General features: G+C 72.7%; 14 protein-coding genes. 10 read left to right on the top strand and 4 right to left on the bottom strand.

Features of this window, described 5'->3' with window-relative positions; translation table 11 throughout:
• Positions 1–565: 565 nt before the first annotated feature.
• From ACOACO_RS12240 to ACOACO_RS12225, 4 genes are all read left to right on the top strand, one after another.
• Positions 566–1,765, top strand: coding sequence for a cytochrome P450 (locus ACOACO_RS12240; RefSeq protein WP_420296553.1), 1,200 nt, complete (start codon positions 566–568; stop codon positions 1,763–1,765).
• A 5-nt stretch (positions 1,766–1,770) separates the two neighbouring features.
• The gene (locus ACOACO_RS12235; protein WP_420296552.1) at positions 1,771–2,094 is read left to right on the top strand and encodes a 2Fe-2S iron-sulfur cluster-binding protein; all 324 of its coding nucleotides are present in this window, start codon (positions 1,771–1,773) and stop codon (positions 2,092–2,094) included.
• A complete protein-coding gene (locus ACOACO_RS12230) occupies positions 2,091–3,332 on the top strand; it encodes an NAD(P)/FAD-dependent oxidoreductase (RefSeq protein WP_420296551.1) in 1,242 nt (413 codons plus the stop codon). The genes ACOACO_RS12235 and ACOACO_RS12230 overlap by 4 nt, the downstream gene beginning before the upstream one ends.
• 101 nt (positions 3,333–3,433) lie before the next feature.
• Complete coding sequence (locus ACOACO_RS12225; protein WP_420296550.1) at positions 3,434–6,763, top strand: error-prone DNA polymerase; 3,330 nt, start codon at positions 3,434–3,436, stop codon at positions 6,761–6,763.
• A gap of 37 nt (positions 6,764–6,800) precedes the next feature.
• Here the strand turns inward: ACOACO_RS12225 and ACOACO_RS12220 are convergent, their stop codons facing one another.
• Positions 6,801–7,817 carry an NADP-dependent oxidoreductase gene (locus ACOACO_RS12220; RefSeq protein WP_420296549.1) on the bottom strand — a complete coding sequence of 339 codons (1,017 nt, stop codon included), beginning with the start codon at positions 7,815–7,817 and terminating at the stop codon, positions 6,801–6,803.
• A 93-nt stretch (positions 7,818–7,910) separates the two neighbouring features.
• Between ACOACO_RS12220 and ACOACO_RS12215 the strand changes: the two genes are divergently transcribed.
• The 3 genes from ACOACO_RS12215 to ACOACO_RS12205 are packed head-to-tail and all read left to right on the top strand — an operon-like array spanning position 7,911 to position 10,373.
• Positions 7,911–8,552 (top strand): TetR/AcrR family transcriptional regulator, encoded by a 642-nt coding sequence (locus tag ACOACO_RS12215; protein ID WP_420296548.1) that lies wholly within the window; start codon positions 7,911–7,913, stop codon positions 8,550–8,552.
• A 16-nt stretch (positions 8,553–8,568) separates the two neighbouring features.
• The gene (locus ACOACO_RS12210; protein ID WP_420296547.1) at positions 8,569–8,865 is read left to right on the top strand and encodes a Dabb family protein; all 297 of its coding nucleotides are present in this window, start codon (positions 8,569–8,571) and stop codon (positions 8,863–8,865) included.
• Positions 8,866–8,921: 56 nt separating this feature from the next.
• The gene (locus ACOACO_RS12205) at positions 8,922–10,373 is read left to right on the top strand and encodes an MFS transporter (RefSeq protein ID WP_420296546.1); all 1,452 of its coding nucleotides are present in this window, start codon (positions 8,922–8,924) and stop codon (positions 10,371–10,373) included.
• A 62-nt stretch (positions 10,374–10,435) separates the two neighbouring features.
• On the opposite strand, the gene ACOACO_RS12200 is transcribed toward ACOACO_RS12205, so the two are convergent.
• Complete coding sequence (locus ACOACO_RS12200) at positions 10,436–11,059, bottom strand: TIGR00730 family Rossman fold protein (protein WP_420296545.1); 624 nt, start codon at positions 11,057–11,059, stop codon at positions 10,436–10,438.
• Between the two features lie 97 nt (positions 11,060–11,156).
• Here ACOACO_RS12200 and ACOACO_RS12195 point away from each other — a divergent pair, with 97 nt between their 5' ends.
• From ACOACO_RS12195 to ACOACO_RS12185, 3 genes are all read left to right on the top strand, one after another.
• The gene (locus ACOACO_RS12195; RefSeq protein WP_420296544.1) at positions 11,157–11,588 is read left to right on the top strand and encodes a hypothetical protein; all 432 of its coding nucleotides are present in this window, start codon (positions 11,157–11,159) and stop codon (positions 11,586–11,588) included.
• 127 nt (positions 11,589–11,715) lie between these two features.
• A complete protein-coding gene (locus ACOACO_RS12190; RefSeq protein ID WP_420296543.1) occupies positions 11,716–12,186 on the top strand; it encodes a Fur family transcriptional regulator in 471 nt (156 codons plus the stop codon).
• Positions 12,183–13,814, top strand: a complete 1,632-nt coding sequence (locus ACOACO_RS12185) for a catalase (RefSeq protein ID WP_420296542.1) — start codon at positions 12,183–12,185, stop codon at positions 13,812–13,814. The genes ACOACO_RS12190 and ACOACO_RS12185 overlap by 4 nt, the downstream gene beginning before the upstream one ends.
• Positions 13,815–13,895: 81 nt before the next feature.
• Here the strand turns inward: ACOACO_RS12185 and aztD are convergent, their stop codons facing one another.
• Together aztD and aztC are read right to left on the bottom strand one after the other, a co-directional pair.
• Positions 13,896–15,113: a zinc metallochaperone AztD gene (aztD, locus tag ACOACO_RS12180; RefSeq protein WP_420296541.1), complete on the bottom strand. Its 1,218-nt coding sequence runs from the start codon at positions 15,111–15,113 to the stop codon at positions 13,896–13,898.
• A 35-nt stretch (positions 15,114–15,148) separates the two neighbouring features.
• Entirely contained in the window at positions 15,149–16,042 is an 894-nt protein-coding gene (aztC, locus tag ACOACO_RS12175) for a zinc ABC transporter substrate-binding protein AztC (RefSeq protein WP_420296540.1), read from the bottom strand.
• Positions 16,043–16,112: the final 70 nt, after the last annotated feature.

The following is a 16,112-nucleotide window of genomic DNA, read 5'->3' as shown; positions in this document are numbered from 1 at the left end:
TTGGGGCGCGTCTCCCCCCGCGTCGTCGAGACCGACGCCACCGGGCTCGTAGAACGAGCATGCCGACTGGTCGCCGTCGCTGATCAGGTGCCGAGGGTTGCCCTTCCCGGTAGTGCATCTTCTGTACGGAGCTCGGCGCCTTCGGCGTGTAACCGGGTACGGGCTGACTACTCGCCTGATGACGGCCTCCGCTTGCATGCGGCAGCGGCGTTGCCAGCGTCGCCCGGCCCCAGGTCTTCCCGGCCAACGGATCGCGTCCACCCCGAGCGTGCCGTTCGCGCTGTGGAACCGTCCCGAGCGATCCAGGGCGGCGGCTTCGGCGGTGGCCTGATGAACCTCACCGTGGGACACCCCGAATCGTCGGCAGACGCGTGTTCCAGCCTGAACGTTCGGTGAGTTTCGTGGGCACGGTCCCGCATGCTGAAGCCCCCGAGGTCTCCAAGGCCGGTTCGTCGTTGCGCTCTCGATGCAGGGGTTGACGAACGAGCGCGTTGTAACGATGATCACCTGAAACCCCGCTAACCCTTCGGGTCTTTAGCGGCCGATCAGTAAATGGAGGAACCGCGTGACTGTGACGAGTTCGGGTGTCGAGTGGATCGACGACATCGACATCGATGCACTGGAGGCCGACCCGTACCCCCTGTACGAACGGATGCGCAGCGAAGCGCCGTGCGTGTTCGTGCCCGCTCTCAACGCCTACCTCCTGACCACCTACGACGAGGTCCGCGAGTTCCTGGCGGACTCCGAGCTCAGCCAGGCACCCGCCACGCAGCCGGTGCTGGAGAGGACGTTCGGCGCCCAGAACATCTTGATCTCCAACGGTGACGTCCACCGAGACCGCCGAGCCTCGGTCGACCCGCCGCTGCGTCGCGGCGCGGTGAGCACCTACATCGACGAGCTGGCTCGCCCCATCGCGAGAGAAGTAGCCGCGGCGATTCCCGGGGCTGTTTCGTTCGACATCGTGGCCGAGTACCTCGAGCCCGTCAGCACCCGCGGGCTCGCCAGCATGCTGGGCATCGGCGACGTCCCCGCCGACGTGCTCCGACGATGGTTCCACACCGTGATCGGTGCCGCCTCGAACTACACGTTCTCCGACGAGGTCTTCCAGCGGAGTGACGAGGTCGTCGCGGAGATCAAGGAGGTGCTCGAACCGGTGCTCGTCCGCCTCGAGACCGAGCCGGACAACTCCGGGCTCTCCCACCTCCTCCACGCTGGCATGCCGGCCGGTCAGCTGCGGTCGCGAGACGACATCTACTCGTCGTTCCTGATCGAGCTCGTCGGAGGGATGCAGGAGCCGGGGCACGTCTCGGCCACTACGCTCCTGGGCCTGCTCGAGGAAGGGACCTACGGCGACATCGTCGACGACCCGACCCTCATCCCCACCGCGCTCGCCGAGGGACTGCGCTGGGTAGCCCCGGTCGGCGGGGTCTTCCGTGAGACGACGCGAGACGCGGTCATCCACGACCTGGCGATCCCGCAGGGCTCCCTCGTCTACTCGATGGTCGCCTCGGCCAACCGCGACGAGCAGAAGTTCACCAACGGCGACCGCTACGAGCTGCACCGTGATGGTCCTTCGCACATGTCGTTCGGCGGAGGCAGACACTTCTGTGCCGGGAACGTCTTCGGCAGGGAGCTGGCACGGATCGCCCTGGAGGAGCTCACGAAGGTCGCACCCCGACTCCGGCTGGCCGAGGAAGGCTGGCAGATGCGGGGCTGGCTGTTCCGCTCACCCCAGGAGCTCCACGTCATCGCCGAGGGCGCGTGAACTCGATGACCAACGTCAACTTCATCCTCGCTGATGGCACCCGCCGGAGCATCGAGGAGGCGGCGGGCCGAACTGTCATGCAGGCAGCCATGTCGCACGACGTGTCCGGCATCGTCGCCGAGTGCGGCGGCAATCTGATGTGCGCGACCTGCCACGTGTACGCAGACCCCGATACAGCGGATCGGCTGCCGCCCATCTCCGAGGTCGAGGACGAGATGCTGGACTCGACGGCCTCACCCCGTCTGCCCACGAGCCGTCTGAGCTGCCAGCTGACCATCGGCGACGATCCCGGCGACATGACCTTCACGATTCCGGAGGCGCAGCTGTGACGGTCGTCGTCGTCGGAGCGGGTCACGGCGGCGTCCAAGCGGCGGCGTCGCTGAGGGACCTGGGCTACACCGACAAGATCGTCCTCGTCGACGGCCAGCCCCACCTGCCCTACCAGCGACCTCCGCTCTCGAAGGCTTTTCTCGGCGACTCCGGCGGGCGAGGGGGAGAGGGCGAGCCGCTGAGGGCGCGGGAGTTCTTCGACAGCCATCGGGTCGAGCTCGAGCTCGCTGCAGAGGTGACGGGCCTTCGGACCGCCGATCACCACGTACGGCTGGCCGACGGTCGAACGCTCGCCTACGACCACCTGGTTCTCGCGACGGGCGCCACGAACCGAGCTCTCGAGGTCCCTGGCACCGAGCTCGACGGTGTCGTCGAGCTCCGCACTCTTGCCGATGCCTCTGCCCTTCGGGGTCGCCTGCGCACGGCACGCAACATCGTCGTGATCGGAGGAGGCTTCATCGGGCTGGAAGTGGCAGCCGTGGCCGCGGCGAGCTCGTCGGTCACCGTCGTGGAACCGCAAGAGCGCGTCATGGCGCGTGCGGTCGCCCCGTTCGTCTCAGACGCGGTCCAACGTGCTCACGCTCGCGCCGGGGTGAATGTGATCGTGCGAACCGGGGCTGTGGCTTTCGCTGGTGATGAAGGCCAGGTACGGCGGGTCAGGTTGACCGACGGGGTCGAGCTTCCAGCGGACCTGGTCGTCGTCGCTGTCGGCGTGACGGCCAACGACCGTCTCGCACTCGAGGCTGGCATGCACGTCGACAACGGGATCGTGGTCGACCCGTGGCTACGGACGTCCGCCGCGGACGTCTTCGCCATCGGCGACTGCGCAGCTCGGGTGCATGAGGGCTCTCCGACACCGCGTCGACTCGAATGTGTCCAGAACGCCGTCGACCAGGCTCGGCACGTCGCGACATCGATCGTGCACGGGAGGGGTGAACCGTACGAGCGGGTTCCCTACTTCTGGACACACCAGCTCGACCTGCGCATCCAGACCGTGGGCCTGGGGTCGGCGGATGACGAACACGTCGTCCTCGGCGAACGGGATCGTGATCGGTTCTCGGTGTGTCGTTTCCGGAACGACCGTCTCGTGGCCGTCGAGTCGGTCAACCGTCCTCGGGACCACATGGCGGCGCGGCGCATCCTCGACGAAGGTGGTGACCTGCGCGTGTGCGACGCGAAGCGCGACGGCTTCGATCTCAAGGAGTATGCGCACGCCGAGCTCGGCAACAAGGTCTGACGACGAGCGTCGCGGCGTCCCGTCTGTGTTGGCAGTCAGCACGCGCAAGGCCGATCCCATCCCGGCTCGAAGATCGAACAGGTGTTCGATAAGGTGTGTGCGTGGGATGGAACAACCCGGCGGTGCCGTGGAGCGAGCTGGAGCGCCGGCTGTCGGGGCGCCCCGGCGCCGACGACGCGCCGGTGTCGCGCCGCAAGCGTGCGCCCGTCGCCATCCCGCCGGCCCCGGGGGCCCGCGACGGCGTGCCCTACGCGGAGCTGCACTGCCACAGCCACTACAGCTTCCTGGACGGGGCGAGCGCCCCCGACGCGCTGGTCGCCGAGGCGGTGCGCCTCGGGCTGCACGGCCTGGCGCTCACCGACCACGACGGCTTCCACGGCGCCCCGATGATCGCCGAGGCGGCCCAGGGCCAGCCGCTGCGCACGGTCTACGGCGCCGAGCTCTCCCTCGGCCTGTCCAGCCCGCAGAACGGCGTGCCCGACCCGGAGGGCCACCACCTGCTCGTGCTGGCGCGCGGGGTCGAGGGCTACCACCGGCTCGCGGGCGCGATGACGGAGGCGCACCTGCGCGGCGACGAGAAGGGCCGGCCGGTCTACGACGTCGACGAGCTCGTCGACCGGGGCCGGGGCCACTGGCTGGTGCTGACCGGCTGCCGCAAGGGCGCCGTCCGCGCGGCGCTCGCCCACGGCGGCCCGGCCGCGGCGGCCGCGGCGCTCGACGACCTCGTCGACCGCTTCGGGGCGGAGCACGTCGTCGTCGAGCTGACCCACCACCGCCGCCCGGGCGACACCGAGGCCAACGACGTGCTCGCCGGCATCGCCGCGGACCGCGGGCTGCCGGTGGTGGCGACGGGCAACGTCCACCACGCGACGCCGGGGGAGCACCGGCTGGCCGCGGCGATGGCCGCCGTGCGCGCCCGCCGCAGCCTCACGGACATGGACGGCTGGCTGCCGCCCGGCCCGTCGGCGTACCTACGCAGCGGGGTGGAGATGACCCGCCTCCTGGGCCGGTACGACGGAGCGGTCGCCCGCAGCGTCCAGCTCGCCGACGAGCTGGCCTTCGACCTGCGCAAGGCCTCGCCCGAGCTGCCGACGCGCAACATCCCGGCCGGGCACACGGCGGCGAGCTGGCTGCGCGAGCTGGTGCGCCGCGGGTTCGCGGAGCGCTACGCCGGCACGGAGAACGAGGCCGAGGCCGCCCCGCGGATCGAGGCCGAGCTGGCCGTCATCGAGCGCAAGAACTTCGCGGGCTACTTCGTGATCGTGCACGACATCGTCGCCTTCGCCCGCAGCCAGGACATCCTCTGCCAGGGCCGCGGGTCGGCGGCGAGCTCCGCGGTCTGCTACGCGCTGGGCATCACCGCCGTCGACGCCGTCTACTACCGGCTGCCGTTCGAGCGGTTCATCTCCGAGCACCGCGACGAGGAGCCCGACATCGACGTCGACATCGACTCCGACCGGCGCGAAGAGGTGATCCAGTGGGTCTACGACACCTACGGGCGGCGCAACGCCGCCCAGGTCGCCAACGTCATCACCTACCGGCCGCGGATGGCGGTGCGCGACGCCGCGAAGGCGCTGGGCCACTCGACCGGGCAGCAGGACGCGTGGAGCAAGCAGGTCGACGGGTGGGGTCGCGAGATCGACCGCAGCCTCGACATCCCCGGCCCGGTGCTCGACCTCGCCGAGCAGCTGGTCGGGGCGCCGCGCCACCTGGGCATCCACTCGGGCGGCATGGTGCTCACCGAGCGGCCCATCGGGGAGGTCGTGCCCATCGAGCGGGCGCGGATGGACCGGCGCACGGTGCTGCAGTGGGACAAGGACGCCTGCGAGACGATGGGCCTGGTCAAGTTCGACCTGCTCGGCCTCGGCATGCTCGGCGCCCTCGACCACATGATGCGGCTGGTCGAGCAGCACCTCGGGGTGCGCTGGCGGATGGACACGGTGCCCCGCGAGGAGGCGTGCGTCTACGACATGCTCTGCCGCGCCGACTCGATCGGTGTCTTCCAGGTCGAGAGCCGTGCCCAGATCGGCACGCTCCCGCGGCTGCAGCCGCGCTGCTTCTACGACCTGGCCATCGAGATCGCGCTCATCCGTCCCGGGCCCATCCAGGGCGGCGCCGTGCACCCCTACGTGCGCCGGGCCACGGGCAAGGAGCCGGTCCGCTACGACCACCCCGACCTCGAGCCCGTGCTCGAGCGCACCCTCGGGGTCCCGCTCTTCCAGGAGCAGCTGATGGCGATGGCGGTCGCGATCGGCGACTGCACCCGCGACGACGCCGACCTGCTGCGCCGCGCGATGGGCTCCAAGCGGGGCGTGGAGCGCATCGAGTCGGTGAAGGAGAAGCTCTTCGCCGGCATGGAGCGCCGCGGCATCACCGGCGAGCGGGCCGAGGGGATCTACCTGCAGATCCTGTCGTTCGCGAACTTCGGGTTCGCGGAGTCCCACGCGCTCAGCTTCGCGCTGCTCGTGTACCACTCGTCGTGGTTCAAGCTGCACTACCCGGCGGCGTTCCTCGCCGGCCTCCTGCGCAACCAGCCGATGGGGTTCTACTCGCCGCAGTCGCTCGTCGGCGACGCCCGGCGCCACGGGGTGCGGGTGCTGCGTCCCGACGTGGCCCGGTCGTCGGCCCAGGCCGACCTCGAGCCGCTCGAGCCCGGCACCGCGCCGCCCACCCGGTTCCCCGAGCAGGTCGAGCACCGCTACGACGGGGACCTCGCCGTCCGCCTCGGGCTCGACGGGGTGCAGGGCATCGGGCTGGACGTGGCCCGGCGCATTGTTGCCGAGCGGGAGCGGGCGCCGTACGAGAGCGTCACCGACCTGTCGCGGCGCGCGGCCCTGACGACGACGCAGCTCGAGGCGCTCGCCACGGCGGGCGCACTGGGCTGCTTCGGCCTGGAGCGGCGCGAGGCGCTGTGGAGCGCGGGGTACGCCGAGAGCGCCGAGCACCTGCCCGGCACGACGCCCGCCCCCGCGCCGCCGACGCTGCCGCCGATGGCGGAGGTCGAGGAGACGCTGGCGGACCTGTGGGCGACCCGCATCTCCCCGGAGCACCACCCCGTCGAGCACCTCCGGGGGCTGCTGCGGGAGGCGGGCGTGCGCTCGGTGGCCGACCTCGAACACACGGAGGCGAACCGGCGGGTGCACGTCGCGGGCCTGGTGACCCACCGGCAGCGGCCCGGCACGGCGCAGGGCACGACGTTCCTCAACCTCGAGGACGAGACGGGGATGCTCAACGTCGTCTGCTCGGTGGGGGTCTTCGCCCGGCACCGGCAGGTCGCGCGCAACCGGGTCGCCGTCGTCGTCCGGGGGATCCTCGAGCGCAGCGACGGGGTGACGAACCTCGTGGCCGACCGGCTCGAGGCCATCGACACCGTGGTGCCGGGCGCGGGGGAGGTGCTGCAGTCCCGCGCCCGGTCCCGCGACTTCCGCTGAGCCGGCCCGGCCCGGCCCGGCCCGCTCGCGGGGTTGCTCAGTCGCCGGTGCGCACGACCATCTTGCCGACGTTGGCGCCGCGCATCATCGACAGCAGTGCCTCGACGGCGTTCTCGACCCCGTCGACGACCGTCTCGTCGTACGCGATCCGCCCGTCGGCGAACCAGCCCGCCATTCGCTCGCCGAACTCGCCCGCCAGGTCGCGGTGGTCGCCGAGCGTGAAACCCCGCAGGGTGAGGCCCTGGGTGATGATCCGGAACATGTTGCGCGGGCCCGGCACGGGGGCGTCGGCGTTGTACGCCGCGATCGCGCCGCACAGGGCCATCCGCCCGCCGCGGTTCATCGCGCCGAGCGCGGCCTCGAGGTGGTCCCCGCCGACGTTGTCGAAGTAGAGGTCCACGCCGTCGGGGGCGGCCTCGGCGAGCTGCTGGCGCACCGGGGCCGCCTTGTAGTCGAACGCGGCGTCGTAGCCGTACTTGTCCGTCAGCAGGGCGACCTTCTCGTGCGACCCGGCCGACCCCACGACACGGCCCGCGCCCAGCAGGCGGGCGATCTGGCCCACGGCGGTGCCGACGGCACCGGCGGCGCCGGAGACGAAGACGGTGTCGCCCTCGCGCAGCCCGGCGATGCGGGTCAGCCCGACGTACGCCGTCAGGCCGGTCATCCCGAGGATGCCGAGGTGGAGGGAGAGCGGCGCGCCCGGCACCTCCCGCACGGGCCGGAACGCGCGGGCCGGGCCCTGGGCGACGTCGCGCCACCCGAGGTCGTGGAGCACCGGCGTACCGACCGCCAGGGCGTCGTCGCGGGAGGCGACCACCCGGCCGACCGCACCGCCGGTCATGGTCTCGCCCAGCGCGAACGGCGGGATGTAGCTCTTGCCCTCGTTCATGCGCCCGCGCATGTAGGGGTCGACGGAGACGAACGCGTTGGCGACGCGAACCTCGCCGTCCTCGAGCTCCGGAAGCTCGACCTCCACGGTGCGGAAGTCGTCGGGCTCGGGCCACCCCGAGGGACGACGGACGAGCTGGACCTGGGTGCTGGTGGTGGGGACCACGGTGCTCCTCTCGAGCGGTGGGGGTCGTTTGTTGGACCGACCGATCCAGAATAGGCTCGATCGAGGAGACCACAAGCCGCCGAGGAGGTCGTCGTGGCCCGGACCCAGGCGTTCGACACCGAGGCCGCCGTGCGCGCGGCACGGGAGGTGTTCTGGCGCGACGGCTTCGAGAGCGCCGCCCTGCCGGCCCTGGAACGGGCGACCGGCCTGGCGCGCTCGAGCATCTACAACACCTTCGGCAGCAAGCGCGGCCTGTTCGAGCGAGCGGTGGCGAGCTACCTCGACGAGGTCGTCCGCCCCCGGCTCGCCCCGCTGCTCGCGACCGAGGTGGAGGCCGGTGCCCTCGCGGCGTACCTCGCCGGCCTGCGCGCCGTGCTCGCCGACGAGCGCACGACCTCCGCGCGCCACGGGTGCCTGCTCATGAGCGCCGCCGGCGCCCCCATCGGCCGCGACGACGTCGTCCGCGCGGCGGTGGCCGACTACCGCGCCGAGCTCCGGCGCGCCGTGGGCCGGGGGGTCGACGCCCGCGCCGGCGCCGCCCCGATGAGCGACCCGCCCGGCGACCCAGCCGGCGACCCAGCCGGCGACCCCGCGCAGGCGTGGCGCGGAGCCCTGGCCGACGCGATCAGCGCCCTCGTCCTCGCCGCGCTGGCCCTCGTGCGGGTCGACCGGGCCGAGGCACTGCGCTCCCTCGACGCGGCCCTGGTGCTCGTCGACGGTCCGGTGGGGACCTGACCCGCACACTGGACCCATGATCCGCAACGTGGTGGTCGGCGTCCTCAAGCCCGGAGTGACACCCGAGCGCATCGACGCGGCCCTCCGGGCGCTGCGGGGTCTGACGGTCAACGGGCTCGACCTGCACGTGCTCGCCGGGCGCGACCTCGGCCTGCGGGAGGGCAACGCGTCCTACTCGATCACCGTCGACCTGCCGAGCGAGGCCGACTACGTGCGCTACGACCGCGACCCCGAGCACGACCGCATCCGCCGCGAGCTGTTCGTGCCCATCTCGCGCAGCATGCAGCAGGTGCAGTTCCGGCTCCCCGGCTGAGGACCGTCGCCGTCGCCGTCGCCGTAGCCGTTGCGGGCGGTGGCTAGCGTGTCGAGGTGACCGGGACGACGCAGGAGACCGAGGAGACCGCGTCGTACGAGCCGGACCCCCGGCGCTGGCGGGTCCTCGGGGTGAGCCTCGTCGTCGGGTTCATGGTGCTGCTCGACGTCACGATCGTGAACGTGGCGATCCCGTCGATGAGCGCGGGCCTCGACACCGGTCCCGGCACGATCCAGTGGGTCGTCTCGGGCTACGCCCTGGCGTTCGGCCTCACCCTCGTCACCGGCGGCCGCCTGGGCGACGCGTTCGGGCGGCGTCGCCTCATGGTGGTGGGGCTGCTCGGCTTCATCGCCTCCAGCGCCGCGGCCGGGCTCGCCCCCGACGCCACCTGGCTCATCGTGGCCCGCCTCGTGCAGGGCGCATCGGCGGGCCTGCTGACGCCCCAGAACTCGGGGCTCATCCAGACGCTGTTCCGCGGGCACGAGCGCGGGGTCGCGTTCGGCACCTTCGGGCTCGTCGTCTCGGTGTCGTCCGCTCTCGGCCCCGTCCTCGGCGGCCTCCTCATCGCGATCGCGGGGGAGCAGGACGGCTGGCGCTGGATCTTCCTCGTCAACGTGCCCATCGGGCTGCTGCTGGTCGTGCCGATCCTGCGGATGGTGCCCGGCCGCGACCCCGCGGCGGCCGGGGAGAGCGTGCACCTCGACCTCGTCGGCGCCCTGCTGCTCGGCGCCACCGTCCTGGCCGTCCTCGTCCCCGTGATCAGCCTCGAGGGCGGTGCGCTGCTGCCGCTCGCGCTGCTCGTGCTGGTGCCCGGCCTCGGCGCGGCGTTCGTGCGCTGGGAGCGGCGGGTCGTGGCGCGGGGCGGGGCACCGCTGCTCGACGTGAGCCTGCTGGTGCGCACCCCGGGCTACGCGAGCGGCGTGACGATCGGGACGCTCTACTTCACCGGGTTCACCGGCGTCTTCCTCGTGCTCAGCGTCTTCCTGCAGGAGGGCCGCGAGCTCAGCGCCCTCGAGGCCGGCCTGCTGCTGTGTCCCTTCGCTGTGGGGTCGGCCGTGGCGTCGCCCCTGGCCGGGCGGGTCGTCGACCGGGTCGGGCGGGTGCTGACCGTGGTCGCCCTCGTCGTCCTCATGACCGGCCTCGTCGTGCTGGCGCTCGCCGTACCCCTCGAGGGTGCGCCGCTGTGGCTGGTGCTGTCGGTGCCGCTGCTCGTCGCCGGCGCGGGCGGCGGGGCGGTGGTCTCGCCGAACATGACCCTCTCGCTCGCCGACGTGCCGACCCGGATGGGAGGCGCCGCGGGCGGGGCGCTGCAGACCGGCCAGCGCCTCGGCGCGGCGATCGGCGCCGCCGCCGTGATGACCGCCTACCAGGTGGCGGTGGACGCCTCCGACGACCCCGACGCCGCCCTGCGGTGGGGCATCGGGGTCTCCGTCGTGCTGCTCACCGCGGCGCTCGCGGCCGCCACGTGGTCGTGGCGGCGCGAGCCGCAGCCGCTCGCCCGGGGCTGAGGCCGGGGCCGACCGCGGGCCGGGGCCGGGGCCGACCGGGCCCGGGGGCGGGCCCCCGCAGGTCAGACCGGCGGGGGCACAGCGCCGCGCCCGCCCCACTTGTCGGTCCAGGTCGGCGGGGAGGCGAGGGTGGCGAGCAGCCGCTCGAGGTCGTCGTCGAACGACACGATCCCGCCCTGCTCGGGCCGCACGAACCCGCGCTCGACCATCCGGTCGCGCATCTCCCGCAGCGGCGCCCAGAACCCGTCCACGTCGAGGAAGCCGCTGCGCTTGGTGTGGATGGACAGCTGCGCCCAGGTCCACTGCTCCGCGACCTCCTCCAGCGTGCCCGCGCCGCCGGGCAGCGTGAGGAACGCGTCGGCGCGCTCCGCCATGAGGGCCTTGCGCTCGTGCATGGACTCCACGACGAGCAGCTCCGTGCAGCCGGTGTGGGTGAGCTCGCGCTCGTCGAGCGCCCGGGGGATCACGCCGACGACCTCGCCGCCCGCCTCGAGCGCGGCGTCGGCGACGGTGCCCATGAGCCCGACGCGGCCGCCGCCGTACACGAGCGTGGTGCCCCGCTCGGCGAGGGTGCGCCCGACCAGGCGGGCGGCCTCGGCGAAGGCCGGGGAGTCCCCGAACGAGGACCCGCAGAAGACGGCGACGGCGGAGAGGGGACGGGGTGCGGCGGCAGGCTGGTCGGTCACGCGAGGACGGTAGCCGCCCCGTCCCGGCGGACCGGGACGCACCCGGCGCCGGGCCCGGGCGTGGCATCGTGTGCGCGTGCAACGGGCCGCGAGGTGGGTGAGGGTCGTCGGTGTCGTCGTCCTGCTGTCGTGCGTGCTCGGGCACGTCCTCGGCAGCGTCGCGGGGTCCCGAGTCGCGGCGGGGGGTGCCCACGAGGTGGGCGCCGGGGCGTACGTCGTGCCCGTCACGGACCGCGGCCGGTGCGAGCTGCGCCGCGACGACGTCGTCGTCGAGCGCTGGGACCTCGACCGGCCCGCGCGGAGCGAGATCGGTCGCAGCGTGGGCGCCTCCCACCGCTACCTGCGACCGGGTCGGCTCGTCGGGGCGGGCGGGCTCACGTGCACCTCCGACGTGCGGACGCTCCCGCCCCCGGCGTCCTGGCTCGTCCTGCCGGCCCACGGGGGCCTGGGCACCGTCGTGGTGGGCGCGCTGCTCGTCGTCGTCCCCGGGATGCTCGCCCGGACGCGGTCCCCGCGCGGCCGCGGCTGAGCGGCAGGGCGCCGAGGAAGCCAGGGGCACGCGACCACCGTGACCCCCGGAGCCCGGAGCCCGGAGCCCGGCGGACGCCGCGGCCGGCGGCGCATGCCACCGGTGGCCCTCGGGTACCCGGAAGCACGTGGGTGACGACGCGGGACGACTGAAGCGCGCGGGGCTGCGGGTCACGGGCCCGCGGCTCGCGGTGCTCGCCGCTCTCGACCGGGCCACCGAGGCCGGACGTCACGTCGCGGTGTCCGAGCTCGCCGAGGAGGCGCGGGCACTGCGCCCGCGCACGTCGACGCAGACCGTCTACGACTGCGTCGACGCGCTGGCCGGGAGCGGGTTGGTGCGCCGGGTCGAGATCCCCGGCTTCCCGGCCCGCTACGAGTCCCGCACCGACGACAACCACCACCACCTGGTCTGCCGCTCGTGCGGCCGGACCGTCGACGTCGACTGCCCGGTCGGCGCGGCGCCCTGCCTGACGCCGGCCGGTGGTCACGACTTCACGGTGGACGAGGCCGAGATCGTGTTCTGGGGCCGCTGCGGCTCCTGCACGTCCGAGGCCGCCGCCGTGGACCACGCCGTTCCCGAGGAGAGGACAACGCGATGACCGCACCCGACCGTCACCTGACGACCCGGCAGGGTCACCCGGTCTACGACAACCAGAACACCCGCACGGTGGGCCCGCGCGGCCCGGCGACGCTGGAGAACTACCACTTCCTCGAGAAGGTGAGCCACTTCGACCGCGAGCGCATCCCCGAGCGGGTCGTGCACGCGCGGGGTGCGGTGGCCTACGGCACCTTCGAGGCCACGGGCCAGTGGGGCGACGAGCCCATCGCCACCTACACCCGGGCGAAGCTGTTCGCCGAGGCGGGCAAGAAGACGGACGTCGCCGTGCGGTTCTCCACGGTCATCGGTGGCCGGGACTCGTCCGAGGCGGCGCGCGACCCGCGCGGCTTCGCGGTGAAGTTCTACACCGAGGACGGCAACTGGGACCTCGTCGGCAACAACCTGGGTGTCTTCTTCATCCGCGACGCCATCAAGTTCCCCGACGTCATCCACTCGCTGAAGCCGGACCCGGTCACGTTCCGCCAGGAGCCGGCACGGATCTTCGACTTCATGAGCCAGACGCCCGAGTCGATGCACATGCTCGTCAACCTGTTCAGCCCGCGGGGCATCCCGGCGGACTACCGCCACCAGCAGGGCTTCGGCGTCAACACCTACCGCTGGGTCAACGCCGAGGGCGTCTCGCACCTCGTGAAGTACCACTGGCTGCCGCGGCAGGGCGTGAAGTCGCTGACCGAGGCCGACGCCGCCGCCATCCAGGCCACGGAGCTGGGCCACGCGTCGAAGGACCTCTACGAGGCCATCGAGCGCGGCGAGTACCCCCAGTGGGACCTCTACGTGCAGCTCATGGAGGACCACGACCACCCGGAGCTCGACTTCGACCCGCTCGACGACACGAAGGTGTGGCCGGAGGAGCTGTTCGAGCCGAAGCTGGTCGGCACCATGACGCTGGACCGCAACGTCGCGGACTTCCACAACGAGAACGAGCAGATCGCCTTCGGCACGGGCGTGCTCGTCGACGGCCTGGAGTTCTCCGACGACAAGATGCTCGTCGGTCGCACGTTCTCCTACAGCGACACGCAGCGCTACCGGGTCGGCCCGAACTACCTCCAGCTGCCCGTGAACCAGGCGAAGAACGCCACGGTCGCGACGAACCAGCGCGGTGGCCAGATGTCGTACGGCGTGGACCTCGCCGAGGGCCAGAACCCCCACGTCAACTACGAGCCGTCCACGACGGGCGGCGTGCAGGAGGCCCCCCGGCCCGGTCCCGCGGAGGTGGGTCCCGAGCTGGGTGGTCGCCTCACCAGCGCCCGGATCCCGCGGACGAACGACTACGCCCAGGCGGGCGAGCGGTTCCGGCTGATGGAGGACTGGGAGCGCGACGACCTCGTCGCCAACCTGGTCGCGAACATCGGTCAGGCCACCCGTGAGGTGCAGGAGCGCATGGTCTGGCACTTCTTCCTCTGCGAGGACGAGCTGGGCCAGCGGGTCGGCGAGGGCCTCGGCATCACGGCCGACGACGTCCGGCACCTCGAGCCGCTGCCGACGCAGACGCTGTCGGAGGAGGAGCAGCAGCGCGCTGCCAACCTGGGCAAGAACGGCCCCCGCGACGTCGAGGGCCACACGATGACGCACTGCGTCCCGAACGAGCGGGTGGTCCTCGCGGGCTGACCGCTCCGGCCACCCCTCGGGGTACGACGACGCCCCGGCCTGCTCGGCAGGCCGGGGCGTCGTCGCGTCGTGGGGCGGGGCTCAGCCCGCCGCGGGCGCGAGCTCGTTCGGGGTGACCTCGAGCTCGGTGCTGGCGAGCACTTCGCCGGTCGTCAGGTCGACGGCGTGCACCTCGTTCGTGGCCGGCTCGGTCACGTAGCCCGTGTCACCGGACACGACGATGGCCGGGTGCGGGTCCTGCCAGTCGACCGGGCCCTCCCACGCCTCGATGACGGGGAACGACTCGGTGATCTCGCCGGTCGCGGGGTCGAGCACGTGGATGGAGCCGTCGGTGGCGAGGACGTAGGCGAGGTCGCCCGGGCCGCGCGCCACGTCGCGGAACGTGTACCCGACGCCCTCGGGCAGGTCGACGACCTCGAGGGTCTTCGCCTCGGTGTCGATGAGGGTGACGGCCTGCAGGAGGTAGCCCTCCGCGTCCGGGTCGGTCTTGTAGTCGCCGACGACGATGGGGCTGGTCTCGCTCACGTACGCGTTGCCCATGCGGCCGTAGGGCTGGTCGGGCGCGGCGAGCTTGGTGATCTCGCCGTCGTCGTACACCAGGGCGCCGTCCTCGCACCCGAACACGACGACCTCGCCCTGGGCGGTGCCCTCGCCGTGGATGCCCGGGCACTGGTCGCTCTGCGCGAAGACCGCGCCGGAGGCGTCCTGCACCACGATCCCGTTGCGGCCGTCGGCGTTGCCGACCGTCGTCAGGAAGGTGCCGTCCTCGAGGACGACCGACACGCCGTGGTGCGCCTCGACGCCCTCGATCGTCTCGTGCTCCGGCAGGCCGTCGGCCTCGGCCAGGTCGGCCGTGTCGAAGATGGTGGTGTCGCTGGTGCCGTCGGCGTAGAGCACCGTCTTGCCCGCGTGGCGGACGACGTGGCCCGGGGTGTCGGCCTCGAACAGGCGGTCGGTGAGCTCCGGCTCCTCGGTCGTGCCGGCACCCGTGTCGAGCACCTGGAAGCCGTCGCTGACCGTGACCATCACGTTGCGGTCGTCGCCGGCCTGGTTGAGCCGGGTGAACTCCTCGGACGGGAGGTCGGCGAGCGTCTCGAGGGAGGTGCCGTCCAGCACGAGGATGCCGCCCTCGTAGGCGACGGCGAGGCGGGGGCCGGCCGCCGGGGCGGAGGAGGACGAGCCGGCGGCGTCGTCGCCGGAGTCGTCGGCGGCGTCGCCGGAGGAGCAGGCCGCGAGGGTCGCGACCGCGCCGAGGGCGAGGGCCGCGGTGCCGAGGCGGAAGGGGCGGGGAGTGCGCATCGTTGTCTCTTTCTTCCTGGGGTGGGTGTGGGCGCTCACGCGGAGAGCCCGGTGGCGATGCGCTCGGTGTTGACGCGCATCATCGTGAGGTAGTCGGGGGCGCCGCCGTCGGGACCGGTCAGCGACTCGGTGAACAGCTCGACGACGTCGACGTGCACGTCGGCCTCGCTCGCGAGGGCCTGCACGAGACGGTCGGGGGACGAGGACTCCGCGAAGATGGTGGGCACGCCGGTCTCCTCGACCGCCTCGACGAGGTCGGCGAGGTCGGAGGCCGACGGTGCGGCCAGCGTCGTGCCGCCGGGGATCACCGCGCCGACCACCTCGAAGTCGAAACGGTCCGCGAGGTAGCCGAAGACGTGATGGTTCGTGACCAGCGCGCGCCGCTCCTCGGGGATGGCGGCGAACGCCTCGGTCATCTCGGCGTCGACCTGCTCGACCTCCGCGCGGTACTCCTCCGTGCGCGTCGCCAGGGTCTCGGCGTCGACACCGCCGAGGCCCTCGAGCACGGGTCCGAGCGCGTCGATGACGTCGAGCACCCGGGCGGGGTCGGTCCAGAAGTGCGAGTCGGGGGTGCCGGCGGCGTCGCCCTCGGCGTACTCGAGCACGTCGACGACGTCGCCCGCCACGAAGGTGGGGACGTCCTCGTCGGCCGCGGCGTCGAGGTGCTGCTGCAGCCCCTCCTCCAGGCCGAGGCCGTTCGAGACGACGAGGTCGGCCGAGCGGAGGCGCGCCGCCTCCTGCGCGGAGATCTCGAAGGAGTGGGGGTCGGCGTCGGGTTTCATGAGGGTCATGACCTCGACCTGCTCCCCGACGAGGTTGTCGACGACGTCGCCGAGGATGTTGGTCGAGACCACGACCAGCGGGCGGTCGTCGCCCGACGCCGAGCAGGCCGACAGGGCTCCGGCCGCGACGGCGGTCGCCAGGACCACGGCGAGCGACCGGCGCTGCTGCCGGGGGCGCCGGCGCGGACGAGGGTGGGGGGCACGGGTGCGGCGCACG

The organism is Nocardioides sp. CPCC 205120 (genome assembly GCF_048654585.1).
Classification (GTDB): Bacteria; Actinomycetota; Actinomycetes; order Propionibacteriales; family Nocardioidaceae; genus Nocardioides.
The sequence above is the reverse complement of the archived record's forward strand: the minus strand, read 5'-3'. Positions and strand labels throughout refer to the sequence as shown.

What these genes read in the sequence shown, in the direction of transcription:
- ACOACO_RS12235 (WP_420296552.1), top strand. Translation starts at nt 1,771, where the DNA reads ATGACCAACGTCAACTTCATCCTCGCTGATGGCACCCGCCGGAGCATC.
- ACOACO_RS12210 (WP_420296547.1), top strand. Translation starts at nt 8,569, where the DNA reads ATGATCCGCAACGTGGTGGTCGGCGTCCTCAAGCCCGGAGTGACACCC.
- ACOACO_RS12185 (WP_420296542.1), top strand. Translation starts at nt 12,183, where the DNA reads ATGACCGCACCCGACCGTCACCTGACGACCCGGCAGGGTCACCCGGTC.
- aztD (WP_420296541.1), bottom strand. Translation starts at nt 15,113, where the DNA reads ATGCGCACTCCCCGCCCCTTCCGCCTCGGCACCGCGGCCCTCGCCCTC.